Origin of the sequence: Streptomyces misionensis, assembly GCF_900104815.1 — a bacterium.
Lineage (GTDB): Bacteria > Actinomycetota > Actinomycetes > Streptomycetales > Streptomycetaceae > Streptomyces > Streptomyces misionensis.
The window spans coordinates 1112959-1134426 of record NZ_FNTD01000004.1; the positions used below are offsets into that span (position 1 = coordinate 1112959).

Annotated in this window: 18 protein-coding genes and 1 pseudogene; 8 read left to right on the forward strand and 11 right to left on the reverse strand. The window is 75.1% G+C overall.

What is annotated here, in order from left to right:
• Window positions 1–52: 52 nt before the first annotated feature.
• The 4 genes from BLW85_RS06610 to BLW85_RS06625 all read right to left on the reverse strand — a co-directional run bounded on the left by BLW85_RS06610 (window position 53) and on the right by BLW85_RS06625 (window position 3998).
• A complete protein-coding gene (locus BLW85_RS06610; protein ID WP_074991386.1) occupies window positions 53–646 on the reverse strand; it encodes a transglutaminase domain-containing protein in 594 nt (197 codons plus the stop codon).
• Between the two features lie 78 nt (window positions 647–724).
• Window positions 725–1795, reverse strand: a complete 1071-nt coding sequence (locus tag BLW85_RS06615) for a threonine aldolase family protein (RefSeq protein ID WP_074991388.1) — start codon at window positions 1793–1795, stop codon at window positions 725–727.
• Window positions 1792–2556, reverse strand: coding sequence for an SDR family NAD(P)-dependent oxidoreductase (locus tag BLW85_RS06620; protein ID WP_070026485.1), 765 nt, complete (start codon window positions 2554–2556; stop codon window positions 1792–1794). Before BLW85_RS06620 ends, BLW85_RS06615 begins: the two co-directional genes overlap by 4 nt.
• Window positions 2557–2600: 44 nt before the next feature.
• Complete coding sequence (locus tag BLW85_RS06625) at window positions 2601–3998, reverse strand: DUF6421 family protein (RefSeq protein ID WP_070026484.1); 1398 nt, start codon at window positions 3996–3998, stop codon at window positions 2601–2603.
• Between the two features lie 397 nt (window positions 3999–4395).
• On the opposite strand from BLW85_RS06625, the gene BLW85_RS06630 reads away from it, so the two are divergent.
• A complete protein-coding gene (locus BLW85_RS06630) occupies window positions 4396–5079 on the forward strand; it encodes a glycerophosphodiester phosphodiesterase (RefSeq protein ID WP_070026483.1) in 684 nt (227 codons plus the stop codon).
• A gap of 15 nt (window positions 5080–5094) precedes the next feature.
• Here the strand turns inward: BLW85_RS06630 and BLW85_RS06635 are convergent, their stop codons facing one another.
• Complete coding sequence (locus BLW85_RS06635) at window positions 5095–5637, reverse strand: GNAT family N-acetyltransferase (RefSeq protein ID WP_074991390.1); 543 nt, start codon at window positions 5635–5637, stop codon at window positions 5095–5097.
• Between the two features lie 72 nt (window positions 5638–5709).
• On the opposite strand from BLW85_RS06635, the gene BLW85_RS06640 reads away from it, so the two are divergent.
• Complete coding sequence (locus BLW85_RS06640; protein ID WP_070026481.1) at window positions 5710–6102, forward strand: VOC family protein; 393 nt, start codon at window positions 5710–5712, stop codon at window positions 6100–6102.
• Between the two features lie 127 nt (window positions 6103–6229).
• Here BLW85_RS06640 and BLW85_RS06645 read toward each other — a convergent pair whose 3' ends face one another.
• Complete coding sequence (locus BLW85_RS06645; protein WP_070026480.1) at window positions 6230–6781, reverse strand: MarR family winged helix-turn-helix transcriptional regulator; 552 nt, start codon at window positions 6779–6781, stop codon at window positions 6230–6232.
• Window positions 6778–8442: an FUSC family protein gene (locus BLW85_RS06650; RefSeq protein WP_074991392.1), complete on the reverse strand. Its 1665-nt coding sequence runs from the start codon at window positions 8440–8442 to the stop codon at window positions 6778–6780. Before BLW85_RS06650 ends, BLW85_RS06645 begins: the two co-directional genes overlap by 4 nt.
• A gap of 188 nt (window positions 8443–8630) precedes the next feature.
• On the opposite strand from BLW85_RS06650, the gene BLW85_RS06655 reads away from it, so the two are divergent.
• The 4 genes and pseudogenes from BLW85_RS06655 (at window position 8631) to BLW85_RS06670 (ending at window position 11306) form a co-directional block, all read left to right on the forward strand.
• Entirely contained in the window at window positions 8631–9224 is a 594-nt protein-coding gene (locus BLW85_RS06655) for a DUF5134 domain-containing protein (protein WP_074995992.1), read from the forward strand.
• 84 nt (window positions 9225–9308) lie between these two features.
• On the forward strand, window positions 9309–10244 hold the full coding sequence (locus tag BLW85_RS06660) for a M56 family metallopeptidase (RefSeq protein WP_070026704.1): 936 nt from the start codon (window positions 9309–9311) through the stop codon (window positions 10242–10244).
• 134 nt (window positions 10245–10378) lie between these two features.
• Window positions 10379–10498, forward strand: a pseudogene (locus BLW85_RS38320) (hydrolase); the annotation flags it as partial.
• Between the two features lie 136 nt (window positions 10499–10634).
• Complete coding sequence (locus tag BLW85_RS06670) at window positions 10635–11306, forward strand: TetR/AcrR family transcriptional regulator (protein ID WP_074991397.1); 672 nt, start codon at window positions 10635–10637, stop codon at window positions 11304–11306.
• 62 nt (window positions 11307–11368) lie between these two features.
• Here the strand turns inward: BLW85_RS06670 and BLW85_RS06675 are convergent, their stop codons facing one another.
• Window positions 11369–11851 carry a DUF6214 family protein gene (locus BLW85_RS06675; RefSeq protein ID WP_074991400.1) on the reverse strand — a complete coding sequence of 161 codons (483 nt, stop codon included), beginning with the start codon at window positions 11849–11851 and terminating at the stop codon, window positions 11369–11371.
• Between the two features lie 194 nt (window positions 11852–12045).
• Here BLW85_RS06675 and BLW85_RS06680 point away from each other — a divergent pair, with 194 nt between their 5' ends.
• Entirely contained in the window at window positions 12046–13380 is a 1335-nt protein-coding gene (locus BLW85_RS06680; protein ID WP_074991403.1) for an FAD-dependent oxidoreductase, read from the forward strand.
• A 22-nt stretch (window positions 13381–13402) separates the two neighbouring features.
• Here the strand turns inward: BLW85_RS06680 and BLW85_RS06685 are convergent, their stop codons facing one another.
• From BLW85_RS06685 to BLW85_RS06695, 3 genes are all read right to left on the reverse strand, one after another.
• Window positions 13403–17935, reverse strand: coding sequence for a cation-translocating P-type ATPase (locus BLW85_RS06685; RefSeq protein ID WP_208624818.1), 4533 nt, complete (start codon window positions 17933–17935; stop codon window positions 13403–13405).
• 10 nt (window positions 17936–17945) lie between these two features.
• The gene (locus BLW85_RS39290; protein WP_074991406.1) at window positions 17946–18461 is read right to left on the reverse strand and encodes a hypothetical protein; all 516 of its coding nucleotides are present in this window, start codon (window positions 18459–18461) and stop codon (window positions 17946–17948) included.
• Window positions 18462–18637: 176 nt separating this feature from the next.
• Window positions 18638–19399, reverse strand: a complete 762-nt coding sequence (locus BLW85_RS06695; RefSeq protein ID WP_070026473.1) for a PaaX family transcriptional regulator C-terminal domain-containing protein — start codon at window positions 19397–19399, stop codon at window positions 18638–18640.
• A 71-nt stretch (window positions 19400–19470) separates the two neighbouring features.
• Between BLW85_RS06695 and BLW85_RS06700 the strand changes: the two genes are divergently transcribed.
• The gene (locus BLW85_RS06700; protein WP_074991408.1) at window positions 19471–21132 is read left to right on the forward strand and encodes an acyl-CoA dehydrogenase family protein; all 1662 of its coding nucleotides are present in this window, start codon (window positions 19471–19473) and stop codon (window positions 21130–21132) included.
• Window positions 21133–21468: the final 336 nt, after the last annotated feature.

A 21468-nucleotide genomic window follows, 5' to 3' on the forward strand; every position in this document is an offset into this window, starting at 1 on the left:
GAACCGCCCCGTCGTCCGCGCCGTCCCGGCGGGGGGAGCAACCGCCGCCGTGTTACAGGGTGCTCGGCAGCGCGCTGCCGAGGGCTTCACGGTCGGGAGCGGTGCGCAGGGCGTCGAGGACGGCCGGGTGGGGGGCGGCGTACAGGACCGGGTGGTCCAGCTCGCCGCGGGCCGCGTCGGGAACCCAGGCGAGCCGCTCCCTGCCGAGGGAGAACCGGGCGTCGACGCCGGGTTTGTTGCCGCGCGGGTCCTGGCGGTGCCAGGCGCCGTGGAAGCGGACGGCGACCAGGCCGTGGACGACGAGGCCGTCGCCGTCGTCGTCGCGCAGGCGCTGGTAGCACAGGGCGGTGGGGATGTCCTCGGCGCGCAGCAGGGCCGCGAGCGCGTGCGCCTTGGCGTGGCAGATGCCGGTGCGCCGGGCCAGGACGTCGGAGGCGCGCCAGGTGACGCGTGGATCGCCGGTGTCGGCGGAGTGCGGGACGGTGTCGCGCACGAACTCATAGGCGAGGCGCGCATAGGCATACGAGTCGGCGGCATCGGCGGCCAGCCGGGCGGCCGTCTCCCGCACCACCGGGTGCTGGTGGTCGATGGCCTCGTCGGCGGCCAGATACGCGGAGAGGTCGGCGGTTTCCTGGATCAGCTGCATGCCCGCAGAGCATAGGAATGCGATCACCCGACAGTCAATGACTTTTCAGGTGACCGCATACCTATGCATTCTCGCGGACTAGCGCGCCATCTCCTCCTTGACGGCCGCCACGAAGGTGTCGACGTCCTCCTCCGTGGTGTCGAAGGAGCACATCCAGCGCACGGTGCCGGCCGCCTCGTCCCAGAAGTAGAAGCGGAACCGCTTCTGCAGCCGCTCGCTGACGTCGTGCGGGAGCCGGGCGAAGACGCCGTTGGCCTGCACCGGGTAGAGGATCTCCACCCCGTGCACCGCGCGCACGCCCTCGGCGAGCCGCTGGGCCATCTCGTTGGCGTGCCGGGCGTTGCGCAGCCACAGGTCCTTGGCCAGCAGGGCCTCCAGCTGCACGGAGACGAAGCGCATCTTGGAGGCGAGCTGCATGGACAGCTTGCGCAGGTGCTTCATCTGCCGCACGGCGTCCTGGTTGAGGACCACGACCGCCTCGCCGAACACCGCGCCGTTCTTCGTCCCGCCCAGCGAGAGGATGTCGACGCCGACCGCGTCGGTGAACGTGCGCATCGGCATGTCCAGGGAGGCGGCGGCGTTGGCTATCCGGGAGCCGTCGAGGTGCACCCGCATCCCGTGGGCGTGGGCGTGCTCGCAGATCGCGCGGATCTCGCCGGGCGTGTAGAGCGTGCCCAGCTCCGTGGACTGGGTGATCGAGACGACCTGCGGCATCGCGCGGTGCTCGTCCTCCCAGCCCCAGGCCTGCCGGTCGATCAGCTCGGGCGTGAGCTTGCCGTCCGGCGTGGGCACGGTGAGCAGCTTCAGACCGCCCATCCGCTCGGGCGCCCCGCCCTCGTCCACGTTGATGTGCGCGCTCTCGGCACAGATCACCGCGCCCCAGCGGTCGGTGACCGCCTGGAGCGCGACCACGTTGGCGCCGGTGCCGTTGAACACCGGGAAGGCCTCCGCGGTGGCACCGAAGTGGCTGCGGATGATCCGCTGGAGGTTCTCGGTGTACTGGTCCTCGCCGTACGCCACCTGGTGGCCGCCGTTGGCCAGGGCCAGGGCGGCCAGCACCTCGGGGTGCGCTCCGGCGTAGTTGTCACTGGCGAAACCGCGGATCTCCGGGTCGTGATGGCGACGCGCGTCGGTCCTGGGAGGGTTCACGGCTTCTCGGTCAGCCACAGACGGTTTCCGTTCACTTCGGCGGCGGACTTGCTCCAGACGCCCTCGATGGCCTCGGCCAGGTCCTTGACGTCCGTGAAGCCCGCGAACTTCGCGTTGGGGCGTTCGGCGCGCATCGCGTCGTGCACCAGCGCCTTGACCACCAGGATCGTAGCCGCCGACGTCGGACCCTCGGCGCCCTCGGCCTTGCCCGCCTTGCGGAAGTAGTCGGCCATGGCGAGCGTCCACGCCTCGGCGGCGGCCTTGGCGGCCGAGTAGGCGGCGTTGCCCGCGGTGGGCTTGGACGCGCCGGCCGCGCTGATCAGCACGTAGCGGCCCCGGTCGCTGCGCTGCAACGCCTCGTGGAAGGCCAGCGAGGTGTGCTGCACGGTGCGCACCAGCAGCAGCTCCAGGAAGTCCCAGTCGTCCAGGCTGGTCTTGGTGAAGGTCTCGCTGCCGCGCCAGCCGCCGACCAGGTGGACCAGGCCGTCGACGCGGCCGAAGTCCTTCTCGATGTGGTCGGCCCAGTCCCGGGTGGACTGGAGGTCGAGCAGATCGACCGTGTCGCCCGTGACCGAGGCACCCCCGGAGGCGTAGCGCGCCGCGTCCACGGCCTCCGACAGCCGCTGCGGGTCGTTGTCCGCCCCCACGACGGTCGCCCCGGCCTCGGCCAGGCGCAGCAGCGCCGCCCGGCCGGCGGGTCCGCCCGCGCCGGCCACCGCGATCACCGCACCACTGAGCGCCCCGTTCGACCCGTTCCCCATGATCTTCCCCTCTGCAGCCGTGTCGTGTGGTGGTACGCCGTCGCTCACGCGGCGATCCGCTCGGCGCTGTCCGCGGTGATGCCCTTGGTGGAGGCGATCACGTTCTTCAGTTTCTTGGACAGGGCCTCAAAGAACATGCTCAGCGGAAACTCGTCCGGAAGCACGTCGTCCACCAGCTTGCGCGGCGGGAGCGAGAGGTCGAGTGCCTCGGGGCCCTTGGCCCACTTGGAACCGGGGTGCGGGGCGAGGTAGGTGGAGACCAGCTCGTAGCCGGCGAACCAGTGCACGAGCTTGGGGCGGTCGATGCCGTCCCGGTACAGCTTCTCGATCTCGGCGCACAGCTGGTTGGTGACCTGCGGGGCGCGCTCCCAGTCGATGGAGAGCTTGTTGTCGGTCCAGCGCAGGACATCGTGCTTGTGCAGGTAGGCGAAGAGCAGCTGGCCGCCGACGCCGTCGTAGTTGCGCACGCGGTCGCCGGTGACGGGGAAGCGGAACATGCGGTCGAAGAGCACCGCGTACTGCACGTCACGGGCCTGCGGAAGGCCGTCCGCCTGGAGCTTGACGGCCTCCTTGAAGGCGGTGAGGTCGCAGCGCAGCTCCTCCAGGCCGTACATCCAGAACGGCTGGCGCTGCTTGATCATGAACGGGTCGAACGGCAGGTCGCCGTGGCTGTGGGTGCGGTCGTGCACCATGTCCCACAGCACGAAGGCCTCTTCGCAGCGCTTCTGGTCGTGGACCATCGCGGCGATGTCCTCGGGCAGCTCGAGGCCAAGGATGTCGACGGCGGCCTCGGTGACCCGGCGGAAGCGCGCGGCCTCGCGGTCGCAGAAGATGCCACCCCAGGAGAATCGTTCCGGCGCCTCACGGACGGCGATGGTCTCCGGGAAGAGGACGGCGGAGTTGGTGTCGTAGCCCGAGGTGAAGTCCTCGAAGGCGATGCCGCAGTACAGCGGGTTGTCGTAGCGGGTGCGCTCCAGCTCGGCCAGCCAGTCGGGCCAGACCATGCGCAGCACCAGCGCCTCGAAGTTGCGGTCCGGGTTGCCGTTCTGCGTGTACATCGGGAAGACGACCAGGTGCTGGAGGCCGTCCGCGCGGCTCGCGGCGGGGTTGAAGGCCAGCAGCGAGTCCAGGAAGTCCGGCACCTGGAAGCCGCCCTCGGCCCAGCGGCGCAGGTCCTTGACGAGGGCCTCGTGGTAGGCGGCGTCGTGCGGCACCAGCGGCGACAGCCGCTCGACCGCGTCGGCGACCCGGCGGACGGCGGCCTCGGCGTCCGCCCTGGTGGGCGCGCCCTCGGCGGCGAAGTCGATCGAGCCGTCCTTCGACTGCCATGGCCGGATCTGTTCCACGGCATCCTTGAGCACGGGCCATGCGGGGTGCTCAACCACCCTGGTCTGCGAAGGAATACGACCCTCCGCACCCGACTGCACAAGAATTTCCGTCATTTTCCATCCTCCACGGGAGAACCTCGCGTACGGACACCGTATGCATACCCCGATTCCCCCATCAAGAGGAGGCGCAGGAGATTTTTCTGTTCAGTGACCCTGTCGCCGACATTTTTCCTGCCGTAAACCGTGACGGCGCTCACTTCGAGCGTGCTGCCGGCCCGGCTGTCAGGGGCACGATCCGGTCGGTCAAGGACGCGGGGACTCGCCCACGCGCGGGTGACGTCGTGGAGGGGTACCGGCCAGTCGCCGCCCGGGGCGTGCCCCCGATCGCCCGCGCACATGCGGGTTCATCGCGGGTCGTGGCCGTTAGGCTGCGAGCCTGCCCGCGCGGACGACGGCGTCCGCCCGTCGCCGCGCGCGTGCCGAGCCGCCGTCGACGGAAGCGAGTCGAACCTTGAACTTCCTTACCATCGGTCACCGCGGGGTCATGGGTGTGGAGCCCGAGAACACCCTCCGTTCCTTCGCCGCCGCGCAGCGGGCCGGCCTCGACCTGATCGAACTCGATCTGCACCTGAGCAAGGACGGCGCCCTGGTCGTCATGCACGACGCCGAGGTGGACCGCACGACCGACGGCTCGGGGCCGATCGCCGAGAAGACCCTCGCCGAGCTGCGCGCGCTGGACGCGGGGCGCGGGGAACGCGTGCCGGTGTTCGAGGAGGTGCTGGACGCGGTGCCGACGCCGTTGCAGGCCGAGATCAAGGACGTGGCGGCGGCGCGGGCGCTGGCCAAGGTGATGCTGGAGCGGGACCTGGTCGGGCGGGTGGAGGTGTCCTCCTTCCACGACGAGGCGGTCGCCGAGATCGCGCGGCTGGTGCCCGGCGTGCGCACGGCGCTCATCGCCGGGCGTTACGGTCCGGAGGTGGTGGAGCGCGCCGTCGCCGTGGGCGCGCCGACGGTCTGCCTGAACATCCGCCGGCTCACCCTGGAGACCGTCGAGCACGCGCGCGCGGCCGGGTTGAGGATCATCGGCTGGGTGGTCAACACGCAGGAGCAGCTGCGGCTGGTCCGCGCGCTCGAACTGGACGGGGCGACCACCGACTTCCCCGAGATCAAGCGCACGGGCCGGTTCACCGCGTAGGGGCCGCGGCGGGACTCAGCCGAGCTGCTTGACCAGCAGCTCGAACTGGAGGTCGTCGCGCTGCGGGATGCCGAAGCGCTCGTCGCCGTACGGGAACGGGGACATCCGTCCCGTGCGGCGGTACCCGCGGCGCTCGTACCAGGCGATCAGGTCCTCGCGTACGGAGATCACGGTCATGTGCATCTCGCTGACGCCCCAGGTCTCGCGGGCCTGCCGCTCGGCCTCGGCGATGACGGTCTTGCCGAGGCCGGCGCCCTGCTGGGTGGGGCTGACCGCGAACATGCCGAAGTAGGCGTGCTCGCCGCGGTGTTCGAGCTGGCAGCAGGCCACGATGCGGCCGTCCCGCTCGACCGTGAGCAGCCGGCTGTCGGGCGACTCGATCACCTCGACGACGCCCTCCGGGTCGGTGCGCTGCCCCTCCAGGATGTCCGCCTCCGTGGTCCACCCGGCCCGGCTGTCGTCCCCGCGGTACGCCGACTGGATCAGCGCGACCAGCGCGTCCACATCGGCGTCGGTGGCGTCTCGGAAGGTCAGGCCGGGGGCGGCGGCGCTGTGCATGAGGGCGGTTCTCCCATCTCGGGCGTGGCTGAGCCGGCAACGAGGGTAACTGTGCCACTAGGCTCCGCGTGCATGGTGCATGTGCTCAGCAGCCGGACCCTCCTGCGACCCACCGACCCCGAGCGCTCCCGCGTCTTCTACGGCGAGCTGCTGGGGCTGCCCGTCTACCGCGAGTTCGGCACGGGCCCGGACCGCGGCACGGTCTACTTCCTCGGCGGCGGCTTCCTGGAGGTGTCCGGCCGCGGGACGGCGCCGCCGTCGCCGGACGTGGCGCTCTGGTTGCAGGTGGCGGACGTCGGGGCGGCGCACGAGGAGCTGCGGGCGAAGGGTGTCGAGATCACGCGCCCGCCGGTGCGGGAGCCGTGGGGGCTGGTCGAGATGTGGCTCGCCGATCCGGACGGCACCCGGATCGTCCTGGTGGAGGTGCCCGCGGACCATCCGCTGCGGTACCGGGCGGGGACCTGAGGGCCGGTCCGCGGGCGCCCGGCCGCGAGGGCGGTGGTGCCGATCGGCCGGGGCGCCGGGCGGCAGCGGGTGAAGAGGCCGGGCCGCGCCCCTGGGGACGGCGTCGTCGCGCGTCCCCGGTTCGCGCTCAGCTCCCGGCGCGCAGCGCGCCCATCCGGCCCTCCAGGCGGGTCAGCAACTCGCCCAGCAGGGCCGCGAGGTCGTCCCGGCCCGTGGGGGCCAGGACCGAGAGGACCGCGGTCTCGTAGGCGAGCTGTTCGGGCAGGACGCCGTCGACCAGGTCGCGGCCCGCGTCGGTGAGGCGGACATGGGCGACCCGGCGGTCGCGGGTGTCGCCGCGCCGCTCGACCAGGCCCCGCTCGGTCAGCTGCTTGATCCGCTTGGTGACGGCGGCCCCGGAGGAGAACGTCTCCCGGGCCAGCTCCCCCGGCGTCAGCTCGTGTCCGGTGCGCCGCAGCGCCCCCAGCAGGTCGAACTCGGCGCGGCTGAGCCCGGCCCGGCGCAGCGGCGCGTCCTCGGACTGCTGGAGCAGCGCGGCGCACCGGTTGATCCGCCCGATGACCTCCATCGGCCCGGTGTCCAGGTCGGGGTGGACGGCCCGCCACTGCCGTACGACGGCGGCGACCGTGTCGGCCGTGGACGCCTCGTGCCGCGGTGGTGTGCCGTTCGTCGCCGTCATGGCCGTATGTCCTCCGTCGTCGTGCCCGCGTCCTGCTGCCGCGGTGCGAGCCCCTGGCGTCGCACCGTCGCCGCGAGCGTACGGTGTCCGGCCTGTTCGGCGAGCACGACCCGGTCCTCGGGCAGGGCGCGCTGCCACCACTCGCCGGCCGCGGCGTCCGCGGTGGCGCGCAGGTCGACGAGGGCGGCGGCGAGGGCACGGCGGGCGTCGTCCAGGGCGCGGGGCGCCGGGTGCGGTTCGGCGAGCAGCCGGGCGGCGTTCTCGCGGGCGCGTTCCGCCGCGGTCAGCGTGTGTTCCAGGCGGTCGCCCGCGCGCCGGTTGGTGACGGCGATCGCCGCGACGAAGCCGACCAGCGCGCCGATGAGGGTGTCCACGACCCGGTCGGCGACCAGCGTGGCCGGGTCCTGGAAGCGGGCGAACTCGGTGATGAGCAGCGCCATGGGGGTGACGCAGACGCTGCCCAGCCAGTAGTTGCGGCCGATCAGCGCCTCCGCGCCGAAGTTGAGGGCGATGCAGCACAGCACCAGTGCCATGGCGTTGAGGTGGGCGAGCGGGGCGAGGACGGCGAAGGCGAGGACGCCGACGAGGTTGCCGACGACGCGCTGGACGCCCCGGTGCCAGGTGAGGGTGACGTTGGCCTGGTAGAGGGAGGCCGCGGTGACCAGGGCCCAGTAGGGGCGGCCCACGCCGAGGGCGAGGGAGGCGTAGCCGGCGAGGGCGCAGCCGATCGCGGTGCGCGCGGCGATGGGGGCGAGCGGCGCGAGGCGGTGGCGCAGCGAGGGGCGCGGCTGGGCCCGCTCGGTGTCCACGCCGAGGAGTTCCCCGGCGTCCTCGGCGGGGAGGTCGAGGCGGAGGGTGCGGCGGCCGCCGCGCAGCTCGCCGGCCCAGGCGCGCAGCCGTGCCGGGTCGGCGTCGGCGGGGGCGGCGAGGGCGACCTCGGCGCGCACGAGGAGGCGTTCCAGGGCGCGCCGGGTGGGGTCCTGGCGGGCGCCCGCGGCCAGCAGCGACTGCCAGGCGGCGTGGATGGCGGCGGCGCTCGCGGCACGGGCCCGGGCGTGGCCGTCGCCGGTGCCGTGGGTGTCGGCGTAGGCGGCGGTGGCGTTCAGGGCCTGGGCGGTGGCGCGGCGCTCGGGGCCGTGCGGGCGCAGCAGTCCGGGCGCCATGCCGACCAGCCAGGACCAGGCGCCGGTGGCGAGGGCCAGTCCGACGTGGCCCGGCACCTGGCCGAGGGTCTGCGGGGCGAACAGGGAGGCGGAGCTGATGAAGGTGAGGACCACGTTGCCCGGCGGGCCGATCCGGGTGGCGTCGCACACGGTCTTCTGCACGGCCGCCAGCAGCGCGCCGACGGTCACGAGGATGACGGCGTCGGAGGTGAGGGACGCCGTGACCAGGGCCGTCGCGACGCCGGCGACCATGCCGAGCACCACCCAGACCAGGGTCCGGGCGCGGGCCGCGTAGGGGCGGTTGTGGCCGTAGAGGGCGCACAGCGATCCGGCCATCGTGTACATCGCGAGGTCGAGTCGCCCGAGCGCCAGCAGGATCAGGTTGGGCGGGGCGACCGCGGCGACCACGCTCAGCGCGGGCTTGAACCAGATGTCCGAGGGCCGGCCGAGGCGGAGCACCCCGGCGAGGGGAAGACGGAAGGGGGTCGCACTGCTCATGCATCAAATTTAGCATGTGTTTTATCTGTAAAACATATGGCGTGCCCAGGGCCGTTCCCGTCCGGCTCCCGCCCGCTCACCGGCCGTGCCCCCGTCAGCGCTCCCCGTGTACACCCTTGCGCTCGTATGCGCCCCGGCCCGGCCTGGGCATCGCATCCTCGACCGACCGTCGAGCCGTGGAGGTGGGCGTGCACGCACCGGTGTCGGCTGCCTGGCTGCTGGTCGCGCTGTGCGCGGCGACCGGGGCCTACTGCCTGCTGCGGCTGCGCAGCGCCGTCGAGGAGCAGCGGCGCTCCGCGGGCGGCGAGGCGCTGATGGGTTTCGGGATGGCGGCGATGGCCGTACCCGCGGCGGTGTTCACACCGCCGCGGTGGGCCTGGCCGGTGTACGCGGCCGTCTTCGGACTCGCGGCGCTGCGCGCGCTGTGGGCGGTCCGCCGCGACCGGCACCATCTGCACCACCTGGTGGGCGCGGCGGCGATGGTCTACATGGCGGCGGCGATGGCCGTGGCCCCGCCGGCCATGCACCACATGGACGGCACGGGCGGGATGGGCGGCATGGAGATGGCCGGCATGTCCGGTGGCGCCGGGGTGCCCCTGGTGACCGGTGCCCTGCTGCTCTACTTCACGGGCTACGTGCTGGTGACCGGCGCCCGTCTGGTGCCCGCCGCCGTCACCGTGGGCGGCCTCGCACCCGCGCGCTGGGGCGACCGCCCGGAGCTGGCCCGCGCCTGCCAGTTGTCGATGGGGATCGGCATGATCGCGATGCTGCTGACGATGTGACGTGTGCGCGTGGCGCGTTGACTGCGTCACTTCGGCGTGAAGGACCGTACCGCCGGGCGGCCCCGCGCTCATAGGGTGCTGCCCATGATGGTCCCCGTGGCCCTGCTGCTGCTCGGCGTCCTGACCGCCGTCGTGGCCCCGCGTCTGCTCGCCCGCGCCGACTGGCCGGACCGTGAACCGGTCGTCGCCCTCTGGGCGTGGCAGTGCGTGGTGGCGGCCGTACTGCTGTGCTGTGCGCTGTCGATGACCCTGAGCGCCGCCGCGGCCTGGCGGCCGGTGCGCGGGCAGGTGTTCGCGCGGGCCCCGCACGCGGTCGTGGACGCCTACGCCCTCGGCACGGCGAGCCCCTGGGCGGCGGCCACCGCCGTGCTGCTGGCCGGCGCGGGCCTGTGGAGCGCGGCCATGCTGGTGCGGGAGGTCGTACGGTCCCGGGCGGGGCGCCGCGCGCGACGGGCCGAACTCCTGGTGCGCGCCCCGCTGTTGCCGGGCGAGGAGCCGAAGGGCGGCCGGCTGGTGGTGCTGGAGGGCGAGCGCCCGGACGCCTGGTGGCTGCCCGGTACGGCACCCCGGCTGGTCGTCACCACGGCCGCGCTGCGGCGGCTGAAGGGGCGGCAGCTGGACGCCCTGCTGGCGCACGAGAAGGGGCACGCGCGGGCCCGGCACGACTGGCTGCTGCACTGCTCGTCCGCGCTCGCGGACGGGTTCCCCCAGGTACCGGTCTTCGCGGCGTTCCGGGACGAGATGCACCGGCTGGTGGAACTGGCCGCCGACGACATGGCCTCCCGGCGCTTCGGCCGGCTGACGACGGCGCTGGCGCTGGTCGAACTCAACGAGGAACGCGGCGTGTTCGGGCCGTGCCCCACCCCCGAGGCGCATGTTCCGCGGCGGGTGCACCGGCTGCTGACCCCGCCCGACCGCCTCCCGGCCCTGCACCGGCTGCGGCTGACCGCGACGGCCGCGCTGGTGCCGGCGCTCCCGGTGCTGCTGACCCTGGTGCCGGGACTGCGGGCGCTGGGCTGAGATCGTTCGACTTCTCCGGGGTGCTGTTCCGCGTCGAGCCGACCGAGTCCTGGCTGCGCGCGGCGCTGGACGAGACCGGGGGGACCTGCCCGACGCCGAACTGCGGGCGACGGACGCGGCGTTGGAGGCCGCCGGGGGGCAGCAGGGAGGCGGACGGCGGTGCCGCGGCACTCGGCTGCCGGGTGCGCTTCGTGGACCACCTGCCCGTCACGCTCCGTCCGGACGCGCTGCTCCCGGTCCTCGGCCTGGTCTGATCCGCGCGGGCGGACGCGCACCGGCCGCCCGAGGTGATCCCCCGCGTCACCCCGAGCGGCCGGCAACTCGGACCGGACCTGGGGTCCGGTGCGTTGAGTATAGTTGGCTGGCAGCCAGTCAACGCAGGAGTCCAGCATGTCCCCGCGCAGCGCCTCGGTCAATGAAGAATTGCGAAGGCGTTCCAGGGAGCGGTTGCTCCAGGCGGCCGTGGAGCTGGTGGACGAGCGTGGCTTCGAGGCGACCACCCTGGGCGCCATCGCGGACCGGGCCGGTTCGGCCCGCGGGCTGGTGTCGTACTACTTCCCCGGTAAGCGCCAGCTGGTGCAGTCCGCCGTGCACCGGCTGATGCACCGCACGCTGGAGGAGGCGCTGGAGCGGCAGCCGCGCACCGAGGACGGCCGGGAGCGGCTGGCCCGGGCCATCGACGCGATCCTCGGGCTGGCCCGCGACCGGCCGGTGCTGATGCGCCAGCACATGGCGGGGCTGCTTCAGGCCGAGGGCTTCGTGGAGTGCCCGGAGCAGCGGCGGCTGTCGGAACTGCTCGGCGACACCGTCTCCCGGTACGGCTCCGAGGACGTGACGGCCGACTACCCGATGCTGCGCGCCCTGCTGATGGGCGCGGTGTACGCGGCCCTGGTCCCGGGCGTACCGATGCCCGTCCCGGCCCTGCGCGCCGAACTGTTCCAGCGGTACGGGCTGGACTGGGAGCTGGGTGTACCACCGGAGCGCACGGTGGGCTCCGAAACCCCGGAACGCGACCTGTCACGCTTCTTCGCCACGGGGGAGCGCGCGCCGGGGGCCTCCTAGCCGGTCTCCCCGGCACGAGCGTCCCCACGCCGTCCCGCGCGCCGGCCGCGTTATCGGCGCCTCTACCGACGGGCGTGCCTCGGCGTCAGCAGGCCCGCGTCCCTGGCCCGGGCGATCAGGCCGAGCGTGCGGCGGCGGCTGTGGCCGGTGGCCTGCATCAGGGCGAGCACCGGGTCGGCGCCGGCCTCCTGGGCCGCGCGGTACGCGCGGGCGAGCAGCAGCCTGCCCTCGGTGCCGCGGGGCCAGGCGGGGCGGGCACGGCGGGCTCCCCGGCGCGGGACGCCGGGCGGCTGGCCCCCGTCCCCGGCGCGGTCCCCCGCACGGAACGCCTCCAGCAGCGGTTCCTCGATCCAGTCCGCGAGCAGCGCGAGGTCGTCCAGGGAGAGGGCGGGGCGGGCCCGGACCTCCTCCACGGAGACGCACCCGGTGCCGCTCACCACGGCCAGCGCGTCCACTCCGGCGCCGTCCGGGAAGTCCAGCCGCACATGCAGCCAGGACAGGGCGCCGTCGTGCTCGCGCACCTCCCACGCGGGCCACACGGACACCGCGCCGTCCTCCGCGTTCCGATCGGAAAGATCAAGAAAGGATGCCTCAAGCACCCACGCAACGTAACCGGGCGCTCGCCCGCCATCCGGTGGGACACGCGTCCGCGTCACCCGGCGGGCCCTGCCACCGGGGGCCCGCCGGGTGCCATGCTGGAACCGTCCGCGCACTCTCCTTTCGCGTCAGGAGCACCGCCGTGCTGCGAGTCGCCGTCGTCGGATCCGGACCGAGCGGGTGCTACACCGCCCAGCACCTCGTCCAGCAGGACGCCGAGGTGTTCGTGGACGTGCTGGACCGGCTGCCGTGCCCGTACGGCCTGGTCCGGTACGGCGTCGCCCCGGACCACGAGAAGATCAAGTCCCTCCAGGCGAGCCTGCGCACGGTGCTGGAGCACGAGCGGGTGCGCTTCCTCGGCGGGGTCCGGGTGGGCGGGCCCGGCGGGCTGCCGGTGAAGGTGCTCCGCGGGCTGTACCACGCGGTGGTGTACTGCGTGGGCGCCGCCACCGACCGCCGTCTCGGCATCCCCGGCGAGGACCTGCCGGGCAGCTGGTCGGCGACCGAGTTCGTGGCCTGGTACAGCGCGCACCCGGACGCGGCCGCCGCCGACTACCTGCGCGGGGTGCGCTCGGCGGTGGTCATCGGCGCGGGCAACGTGGCGGTGGACGTCACCCGGATGCTGGTGCGCGAGGCGGCCGAGTTGCGGCCGACGGACATGCCGCAGGCGGCGCTGGACGCGCTGGCGGCCAGCGGGGTCGCCGAGGTGCACATGGTGGCGCGGCGCGGTCCCGCGCAGGCCCGGTTCACCACCAAGGAGCTGCGCGAGCTGGGCACCCTGCCGGGCACCGAAGTCGTCGTGGAGAAGGGCGACTTGGCGCTCGACCCGGTCGACCCGGAGGCGCTGCCCGCGGTGCAGCGGCGCAATCTGGACGTGCTGCGCGGCTGGGCGGAGCGGCCGTCGCCCGGCGCCGGGCGGCATGTCCGGCTGCGGTTCTTCCTGCGTCCCGTGGAGCTGCTGGCGGACGGCGGCCGGGTGGGCGCGGTCCGCTTCGAGCGCACCGCACCGGACGGCCGGGGCGGGGTGACGGGCACGGGACGGTACGAGGAGCTGCCGGCTCAGCTGGTGCTGCGCTCGGTGGGGTATCGCGGGGTGCCGCTGGAGGGGCTGCCGTTCGACGAGGCGAGCGGCACGGTGCCGCACACGGCGGGGCGGGTGGTGCGCGACGGTGCCGCCTCCCCCGGGGAGTACGTCGCCGGCTGGATCAAGCGGGGCCCCTCGGGGGTGATCGGCACCAACCGGCCGTGCGCCAAGGAGACGGTGGCCTCCCTGCTCCTGGACGCGCCCGCGCTGGCGCGCGCCGATGTGCCGGCCGACCCGGTCCCGGCGCTGCGGGCGGCCGGGATCGAGCCGGTGCCCTGGGACGGCTGGCTGGCGATCGAGCGGGCGGAGGCCGAGCTGGGCGCGCGGCTGGGCCGGGGCGTGGTGAAGCTGGCCGACTGGGAGACGCTGCTGGCGGTGGCCAGGTCCTCGTGACCCCGCGGCCCGGCGGCGGGTCTCAGGTCGGCAGCAGCCGTACCACCGTCTCCTCCAGCCGGGGCAGCGCCCGCTGTCCCGCCAGGGCCAGCCCGATGGCGGCGACCACGCCGCCCCAGGCGACGGGGCCGAGCGGGGTGCAACCGAAGGCGCGGCTGAGGACGGGGGTCTGGACGACGGCGACGAGGGCCGCGGCGGAGCCCAGCGAGGTGAGCTGCACCAGCCGGCTGTCACGCCGGTCGAGGAGGGTCTGCACCAGCTGGGTGCCGACCACCCCGCACAGCGCCATGGTGCTGGAGCGGCGGGCGGTGCCCGGGGTGAAACGGCCGATCAGCCAGGCCGTGAGCGCGCCCAGACAGGTGGTCGTGGCGCGGTGCCGGATCTGCCGCAGCAGCGGGTCGCCCAGTACCCCGGCCGCCTCCTCGACATGGGCGAGGTCCGCTTCGCCCTCCTTCTCCGTGACGGCCACCGCCATCGACGGGAACAGGTCGGTGAACAGGTTGACCATGAGCATCTGCCGGGTGGACAGCGGCGCCCGGCCGGACAGCAGGGTGCCGATGAGGCCGAAGGCCACCTCGCCCGCGTTGCCGCCGATGAGGATGGCGATGGCGTCGGCGACGCTGTGCCACAGGGCGCGGCCCTCGCCGATGGCGTCGATCAGCACCGTCAGGTCGTCGTCGGTCAGCACGATGTCGGCGGCGTTGCGGGCGGCGGCCGAGCCCCGGGCGCTGATGCCGACGCCGATGTCGGCGGCGCGGATGGCCGCGGCGTCGTTGGCGCCGTCGCCGACCATGCCGACCACCCGGCCCGCGTCCCGCAGCGCCTCGACGACCTGGAGCTTCTGCTCGGGCGCCACCCGGGCCACCACGCCCGCGTCGCGCAGCATCCGGGCCCTGGACGCCCGGTCGGCCGCGGCCAGTTCGTCGCCGGTGACCACCACGGTCTCCTCCGGCCAGCCCAGTTCGGCGGCGATGGCACGAGCGGTCTGAGGGTGATCGCCGGTGAGCACGACGGGCCGTACGCCCGCCTCGTGCAGCCCCTTCACCAGCGCCGTCGAGGTGTCGCGGGGTACGTCGGACAGCGCCAGCACGCCGGTGAACTCCAGCCCCTGGAGCGGTTGTTCGAGTACGTCGGACGGGTCGTCGCCGGGGTCGAGCCGGCGTTCGGCCACGGCGAGGACGCGCAGTCCCGAACCGGCCAGTTCCTGGGCCGCCTCGGCGGCCCCGGCCGGAAGTCCGGCGCAGGCGGGCAGCACGGTCTCCGGGGCGCCCTTGACCACGAGGAGGCGTGGCCCGTCGCCGCTCCGTCCGACGGCGGCCGCGTAGCCGCGGGCGGCCTCGAAGGGCAGGCCCGCGAGCTGGGTCCACGCTCGGTCGGGTCCGGCGGCGTCCAGGACGGCCTCGTCGGTGGCGTGCACCGGCCGGTCGGAGCCGCCGTTGGTGCGGGGGCAGGCCCGCGCGGCGGCCCGTACGGTGTCCGCGGAGCCGGTGTCGGCGGCGGCGCGCACGGTTCCCTCCGCGTCCGAGACCCGCACCAGTCGCAGCCGGTTCTCGGTGAGGGTGCCGGTCTTGTCGAAGCAGATGGTGTCCATCCGGCCGAGCGCCTCCAGGGTGCGCGGGGTGCGCACCAGGACGCCGTCGCGGCTGAGCCGCCGGGCGGCCGCCAGCTGGGCGACCGTCGCCACCAGGGGCAGCCCCTCGGGGACCGCGGCCACGGCGACCGCCACTCCCCCGCTGACCGCCTCGCGGATCGGGGTGCCGCGCAGCAGCGCCAGGCCGGTCACGGCGGCGCCGCCCGCCAGCGTCAACGGCAGTGCCTTGCGGGTGAGTTCCTGGAGGCGGGCCTGGACCCCGGCCGCCGGGGGCGTGCGCGCGGCGAGGTGGACGGCGCGGGCGGCCTCGGTGTGCTCGCCGGTGTCGACCACGACGGCCCGCGCCTCGCCCGCCACCACGGTCGTGCCCTCGAAGACCATGCAGCTGCGGTCGGCGACGGGGGCGTGCGGGGTGGGATCGGTGTCCTTCTCCACCGGCAGCGACTCGCCGGTCAGCGCGGACTCGTCCACTTCCAGGCCGTCCTGCCACAGCAGCCGGGCGTCGGCGGGCACCACGTCGTCGCCCTTCAGCTGGATCACGTCGCCGGGCGCGAGCTTGCCCGCCTCCACGGTGCGGGTGCCGCCGGCCGGGGCCTCCTCCTCGGGCGGCACCACCCGGGCCTTGCGCTTCTGGTCCGCGACGAGACCCGACAACGCCCGTTCCGCGCGCAGCCGTTGGACGCCGCCGACGAGGGCGTTCAGATCGAGGGCACCGACGACGAGCAGGGCGTCCACGACCGAGCCGAGGATCGCGGAGGCGGCCGAGCCGACCGCGAGGACCGGGGTGAGCGGATCGTGCAGCTCGCCGCGGACGGCGCTGCCCAGCTCGTAGGTCCAGCGGGCCGGGGCCGCCATCGGGTGCCGGTACACCCCTTCGGCGGCGGTGCGCACCCGCGCGGTGAGGGCGCCCAACGGGGTGCTTACCTCGGCGGGTTGGTGTTCGAGGCGGTCCCGGGCCTGATCCGGGTCGAGTTCGTGCCAGTGCACCCGGGGCCTCGGGTGCGGGGCGCGGGCCAGTGCCACGCCGAGCGCGGAGCGGACGCCGGTGAACAGGGCGGTGGCGGCGCCGGCGTCGACGGGCGCGTGCCGCAGCCCCGGCAGCATGGCGAGGCGCCCCCGGCCGCCCTTGGCCTCGCCGACGGCCACGAGCAGTCCGGACAGCGCGGCGCCGGAGCGGGCCATGGTCTGGGCGCGGCGGCCGACCGCGCGGGCCGCGGGTATCGCGGTCAGCACCCGCCACACGTCGGGCAGCCCGTGCAGGGCCAGGATGTCGGCGCCCCACACCACGGCGCCGCCCCGGTCGGTGAGGGCGACGGCGACATCGCTGCCGCGCAGCGCGGCCAGGACGTCGCTCTCGTCGGCCGAGCGCACGCGGGCCACCGTGAGGACGGCGTCCGCCTCGCGGCGCGCCTCGTAGACCACGTCGTCCAGCGGGCGGCGGGCGTCCACGACCTGGTCGGCGAGGCCGGTGAAGTCCTCCAGGGCGGGGTCGTCCACGAGGACCACCCTGAGCCCGGCGCGGCGGGCCGCGTCCAGCACCGGTTCGGCCCAGGGGTCGGCCTCCCCGTCGGGGCCGCGCAGCGCACCGCAGTGCAGCACGACGGTGCCCGCCATCTCCAGCTGGCGCAGCCGGTCCGGGTCGCGCACCAGCACCCCGGCCCGGGAGAGGGCGGCGCTGAGCACGGCGTGGAAGGCGGCGGGGCCGTAGCGGGCGGCCTTGGGCGAGCCGGCGAGCACCGCTTCGGCGGCCTCCGCCGCGTCGTGCTTGACCAGCAGGGTCGCGGCGGCGCCCAGCACGCTGCCCGCGGAGGCGTGGGCCGCGTACTCCTGGGCGGGCGACTCCCGCAGCGGCGGGCGGGGCTCGGCGCCGGGCGCGAGGCTGACGCGGCCGGGGGCGCACAGGTCGTCGTGCACGGCGTCGAAGGCGGCCGCGCGGGCGACGGTCTCGGCGACCTGGCAGGTGCGCAGGGCGCCGTCGAGCAGCAGCGAGGCCGGGGTCTGCCCCGCGCCGTGCACGGCGGCGTTGGCGGCGGCCAGGACGAGGTCCATCCGGGCGGGGCCGAGGCGGGTGCGCAGCCAGGCGCGGAAGCGCGGGTTCTCGCGCAGCAGCGTCACCACGGCGGTCACCATCCGGGGCGAGGGCGGCAGCCGCAGCGCGTACCCGGCGACCGCGACGGCGATGCCCAGCGCGTCGGCCGACAGGGTGGCCACGGCGGTGCGCACCCCGGCGGGGTCGGCCGGGTGGGTGGTCTCCTCCACGTCCGCGGCGGCCAGTTCGAGCCCGTGGTGGGCGGCCAGTTCCGCGGCGCGTGCGAGGACCTCGTCGCCGGCCCCCTCCTCGGTGGCGCTCACGACCAGCCGGCCCAGCCCCTCGTCCCAGTAGGCGAACAGCACGTCGGGCCGCTCGGCGAGGGCGGCGGCGACACGGCGGGCCAGGTGGGCGGTGCGGGCGCGGCCGTGGGGTGCGGCGGGCGGGGGTTCCGTGCCCGCAGGGGGTGTGGTGGGCGGGGGTTCCGTGCCGCCGAGGGGCCCGGGGGGCGGTGGCGTGGTGTCCGCCGGGTGCTCGTGGGCCGAGGGGGGCTCGGGTCCCCCGGCGGGAGGCGTCGTGCCGGCCGTGCCTTCCGGCTGGGTGGGTGCCGTGCCCGGCGCGGGGGGTGCCGTACCGCCGGCGCGCTCGTGTGCCGGGGGCGGCTCCGCGCCGTCGCCCGGCTCGGGCGGCAGGGGGCGCAGGGCGAGGTGGGCGCGGGTGCCGGAGCGCCAGTGGTCGTCGCCGCCGGGCAGGGTGTTGCGGGCGACGCGGGCGACCCGCACGGCGGCGTCCATGCCGCGCACGCCCGCGCGCGCCGTCCCCGCGGCCGCCCCGGCGGCGACCCCCACGGCGGGCGCGGATGCACGGGCGAGCAGCCGCGGTGCCGCGGGCAGCAGCCGGAGGGTGGCTCGCGGCACGGTGAACAGACCGGGCAAGGGGCCCTCCTCAGCGGGTGGTGCGGTCGGGGCGTGCGGTGGGACCGAGGGGCCCGGTCATCTTCTTGGGGGCTTCGGCCGCGCCCGGTGCCTGGTCCTCACCGGCGTGCCCGTGCCCGTGCTTCTTTCCGTGTCCGTGTTCCTGCCGGTGCCCGTGTCCGTGTTCGGGCCCGTGTTCGTGGGTCTCGGGGCCGGACCGCAGTGCGGCGGTGCCGAGATCGTGCGGGCGCTGTGCCGTCTCCTCCAGTGGTGCCGCCGCCTCCCGCTCGGCGGGCCGGGGCTGGGTGAGCCAGGCCACCGCGGCACCGGTCAGGGCCACCGGCCACTCCACCACGCCCGCGGCGCCGAGCACCCCCGCGCCGGCGTACACCGCGATGCGCCGTCCGCGCGGGGAGACCGCGCCCACCTTGTCCAGGGTTTCCTCCGCGGCCCTGCCCACCGCCGTGGCGCCGGGCACCTTGCGCAGCACCGAGGCGGCACCGCGCAGGGGCGCCGTGAGGACCGACGAGTCGTTCCGCTCAGCCATGACTCTCCTCGGGTGAGATCGTCCCCCTCGCCCCACCGAGTGCCCGCGACCGGCCTGGTCATCCTCCTGTTCCCGCTGACTCCCGCTGACTCCCAGCAAACGCCCTGCGCGCCGCCCGCGCCACCCGCACGGCACAGATCCGGGCCGCCGGGGCCGCCGCCGCGGTCAGCGGGCCGTCACGCCTCGCCCCGGTCCCGCCAGCCCGCCGCGGCGGCCACCTCCCGCCGGTACTCGGCGTAGGCCGTGCGCAGCGCGGGGCCCGGCCAGTCGGTGGGCAGGAGGGCGGGCGGGAGGACGGGATCGCCGAGGAGATGGCGCACGATCGCCGCGAAGGCGGTGAGGCGTTCGGCGGGGCCGGGTGCGGCGGCCGCGTGGGCGAGCAGGGCGCGGGCGGTGGCCGCCCAGCCGTCCAGCGGCCACAGACGGGCGACCAGGTCCTGCGCCGGTTCGTCGGGACGGGCGGTGTAGGCCCCCGCCACCTCGCGCAGTCCGTCCGGCAGGCGCCGTTCGAGGTTGGCCGGGCGCAGCCAGACGCCCTCGCGCAGTTCGGCCAGGCGCAGGGCGGTCAGCCGGGAGCGCAGTTCGGCGCGTTCGGCGGGACCGCGTCCCGTCGCCGTGATCACCACCATCTCCCAGTCGCCGTGCCACGCGCGGGTGCCGGGGTGGATCGCGTCGTCCTGCCGGCGCTGACGGGCGAGCAGCCGGTCGCTGAGACCGTAGACCGCGTCGGTGCGCCACAGGTCGCCCGCGGCCACCATCCGGCTCAGGGCGGCCCGCAGCGTGGAACCGCCGACGCCGAAGGGTTCGACCAGCCGCACGAGGTCCTTCACCGGCAACTGGGGCGGGTGCACGGCGAGCAGCATGCTCAGCACGGCCGACCGTGCGGACAGGGACCGCAGGCCGGCCGCCCCGGGCCCGGCCGACTCGTTCACGCGCATGGGCACGTACCCTACGTCCGCGACCATGTTGCACTATTGCTACAACCGCAGGGAAAGCGCAACATGGCCGTATGGTCGCCGAAGCCGCACAGGGGCCCGCAGGGTCCGCCACGCACGACGTCACCAACCAGCCCCCGCCGCTGGTCCCCTACGACGCCTCCGACGACGCCGCCCTCCTGGAGGGGCTGCGCCGGGAGGGCGCCGGGTGGGCCGAGGAGGACGTCCGCCGCCTCGGCACCCGGGCCGGCAGCGCCGAGGCCCAGGAGTGGGGCGAACAGGCCAACCGCCACGAGCCGGTGCTGCGCACCCACGACCGCTACGGCCACCGCGTCGACGAAGTCGAGTTCCACCCCGGCTGGCACCACCTGCTGCGCACGGCGGTGGAAGCGAGCCTCGCCGGTTCGGCCTGGGCGGACGAACGGCCCGGCGCCCATGTGGCCCGTACGGCGGGCGGGCTGGTGTGGGGGCACACGGACACGGGGCACGGCTGCCCGACGTCGATGACGTACGCCGCCGTGCCCACGCTGCGCGCGCAGCCGGAGCTGGCCGAGGTCTACGAGCCGTTGCTGACCAGCCGGGAGTACGAGCCCGGGCTGCGGGTGCCGACCGGGAAGCGCGGGCTGCTCGCCGGGATGGGGATGACCGAGAAGCAGGGCGGCTCGGACGTCCGTACCAACACCACGACGGCCACGCCCACCGGCGAGCCCGGCGTGTACACGCTGCGCGGGCACAAGTGGTTCACGTCGGCGCCGATGTGCGACGTCTTCCTGGTGCTGGCACAGGCCCCCGGCGGGCTGTCCTGCTTCCTGGTGCCCCGGGTGCTGCCCGACGGCAGCCGCAACGCCTTCCGCATCCAGCGCCTCAAGGACAAGCTGGGCAACCGGTCCAACGCCTCCTCGGAGCCGGAGTTCGACCGGACCGTGGCCTGGCTGGTGGGCCCCGAGGGGCGGGGGGTGAAGACCATCATCGAGATGGTCAACTGCACCCGTCTGGACTGTGTGATGGCCACGGCGACGCTGATGCGCAGGACGCTGGTGGAGGCCGGCCACCACGCCGGGCATCGCACCGCGTTCGGCGCCCGGCTGCTCGAACAGCCGCTGATGCGCCATGTGCTGGCCGATCTCGCGCTGGAGTCGGAGGCGGCGACCACGCTCACGCTGCGGCTGGCCGGGGCGGCGGACCGGGCGGTGCGGGGGGACGACGGTGAACGCGCCTTCCGGCGGATCGCCACGGCCGCCGGCAAGTACTGGGTGACGAAGCGGGGGCCGGCCTTCACCGCGGAGGCCCTGGAGTGCCTGGGCGGCAACGGGTACGTGGAGGACTCGGGCATGCCCCGGCACTACCGGGAGGCCCCGCTGCTGTCGATCTGGGAGGGCTCGGGCAACGTCAACGCGCTGGACGTGCTGCGCGCCCTCGGCCGGGAACCGGGCAGCGCGGAGGCGCTGTTCGCCGAGCTGGCGCTCGCGCGCGGTGCGGACGCCCGCCTCGACGCCGCCGTGGCCTCCCTTAAGACCGAGCTGGCCGGGGCGGACCAGTTCGGCGCCCGCCGGCTGGTCGAGCGGACGGCGCTCGCCCTCCAGGCCGCCCTGCTGGTCCGCCACGCCCCGCACGCGGTCGCGGACGCCTTCTGCGCGTCCCGCCTGGGCAGCGACTGGGGCCACGCCTTCGGCACCCTCCCGGCCGGCACCGACGTCGACACGATCCTGAACCGCGCACTGCCCGGGCTCGCCTGACGGACTCGGCAAGACCCGCGGCTGCCCGACGGCCCGTCCCGCGGGCCGGGGACCGGACCGGCGGGGCGCCGGGCGAGCACAGGCCGCGGGTCCCGCACGGCGCCCCGTCCGCGATACTGCCGGCGTACGCCCTGCCGCGCGTCGGGCGGCAGGGCGTACGCCGGGGGGCGGGGCGGCCGCCGGAGAGCGGGGGGCGAGACGGACGCCGGGGGCGGGCGGCGGGACGGGTGCCGGGGGCGGGCGGCGGGACGGGCGCCGGAGGGCGGGTGCCGAGCGGGCGGCGAGCGGGGCCGCCGAGCGTGCGGCGGTGAGGTGTCGGGAGACGGCAGGCGGCAG

Bases quoted from the DNA above. Each gene is read 5' to 3' on its own strand.
- BLW85_RS06610 (WP_074991386.1), bottom strand. From the start codon at position 646: ATGCAGCTGATCCAGGAAACCGCCGACCTCTCCGCGTATCTGGCCGCC.
- BLW85_RS06620 (WP_070026485.1), bottom strand. From the start codon at position 2,556: ATGGGGAACGGGTCGAACGGGGCGCTCAGTGGTGCGGTGATCGCGGTG.
- BLW85_RS06625 (WP_070026484.1), bottom strand. From the start codon at position 3,998: ATGACGGAAATTCTTGTGCAGTCGGGTGCGGAGGGTCGTATTCCTTCG.
- BLW85_RS06635 (WP_074991390.1), bottom strand. From the start codon at position 5,637: ATGCACAGCGCCGCCGCCCCCGGCCTGACCTTCCGAGACGCCACCGAC.
- BLW85_RS06640 (WP_070026481.1), top strand. From the start codon at position 5,710: ATGGTGCATGTGCTCAGCAGCCGGACCCTCCTGCGACCCACCGACCCC.
- BLW85_RS06645 (WP_070026480.1), bottom strand. From the start codon at position 6,781: ATGACGGCGACGAACGGCACACCACCGCGGCACGAGGCGTCCACGGCC.
- BLW85_RS06650 (WP_074991392.1), bottom strand. From the start codon at position 8,442: ATGAGCAGTGCGACCCCCTTCCGTCTTCCCCTCGCCGGGGTGCTCCGC.
- BLW85_RS06660 (WP_070026704.1), top strand. From the start codon at position 9,309: ATGATGGTCCCCGTGGCCCTGCTGCTGCTCGGCGTCCTGACCGCCGTC.
- BLW85_RS06670 (WP_074991397.1), top strand. From the start codon at position 10,635: ATGTCCCCGCGCAGCGCCTCGGTCAATGAAGAATTGCGAAGGCGTTCC.
- BLW85_RS39290 (WP_074991406.1), bottom strand. From the start codon at position 18,461: ATGGCTGAGCGGAACGACTCGTCGGTCCTCACGGCGCCCCTGCGCGGT.
- BLW85_RS06695 (WP_070026473.1), bottom strand. From the start codon at position 19,399: ATGCGCGTGAACGAGTCGGCCGGGCCCGGGGCGGCCGGCCTGCGGTCC.
- BLW85_RS06700 (WP_074991408.1), top strand. From the start codon at position 19,471: ATGGTCGCCGAAGCCGCACAGGGGCCCGCAGGGTCCGCCACGCACGAC.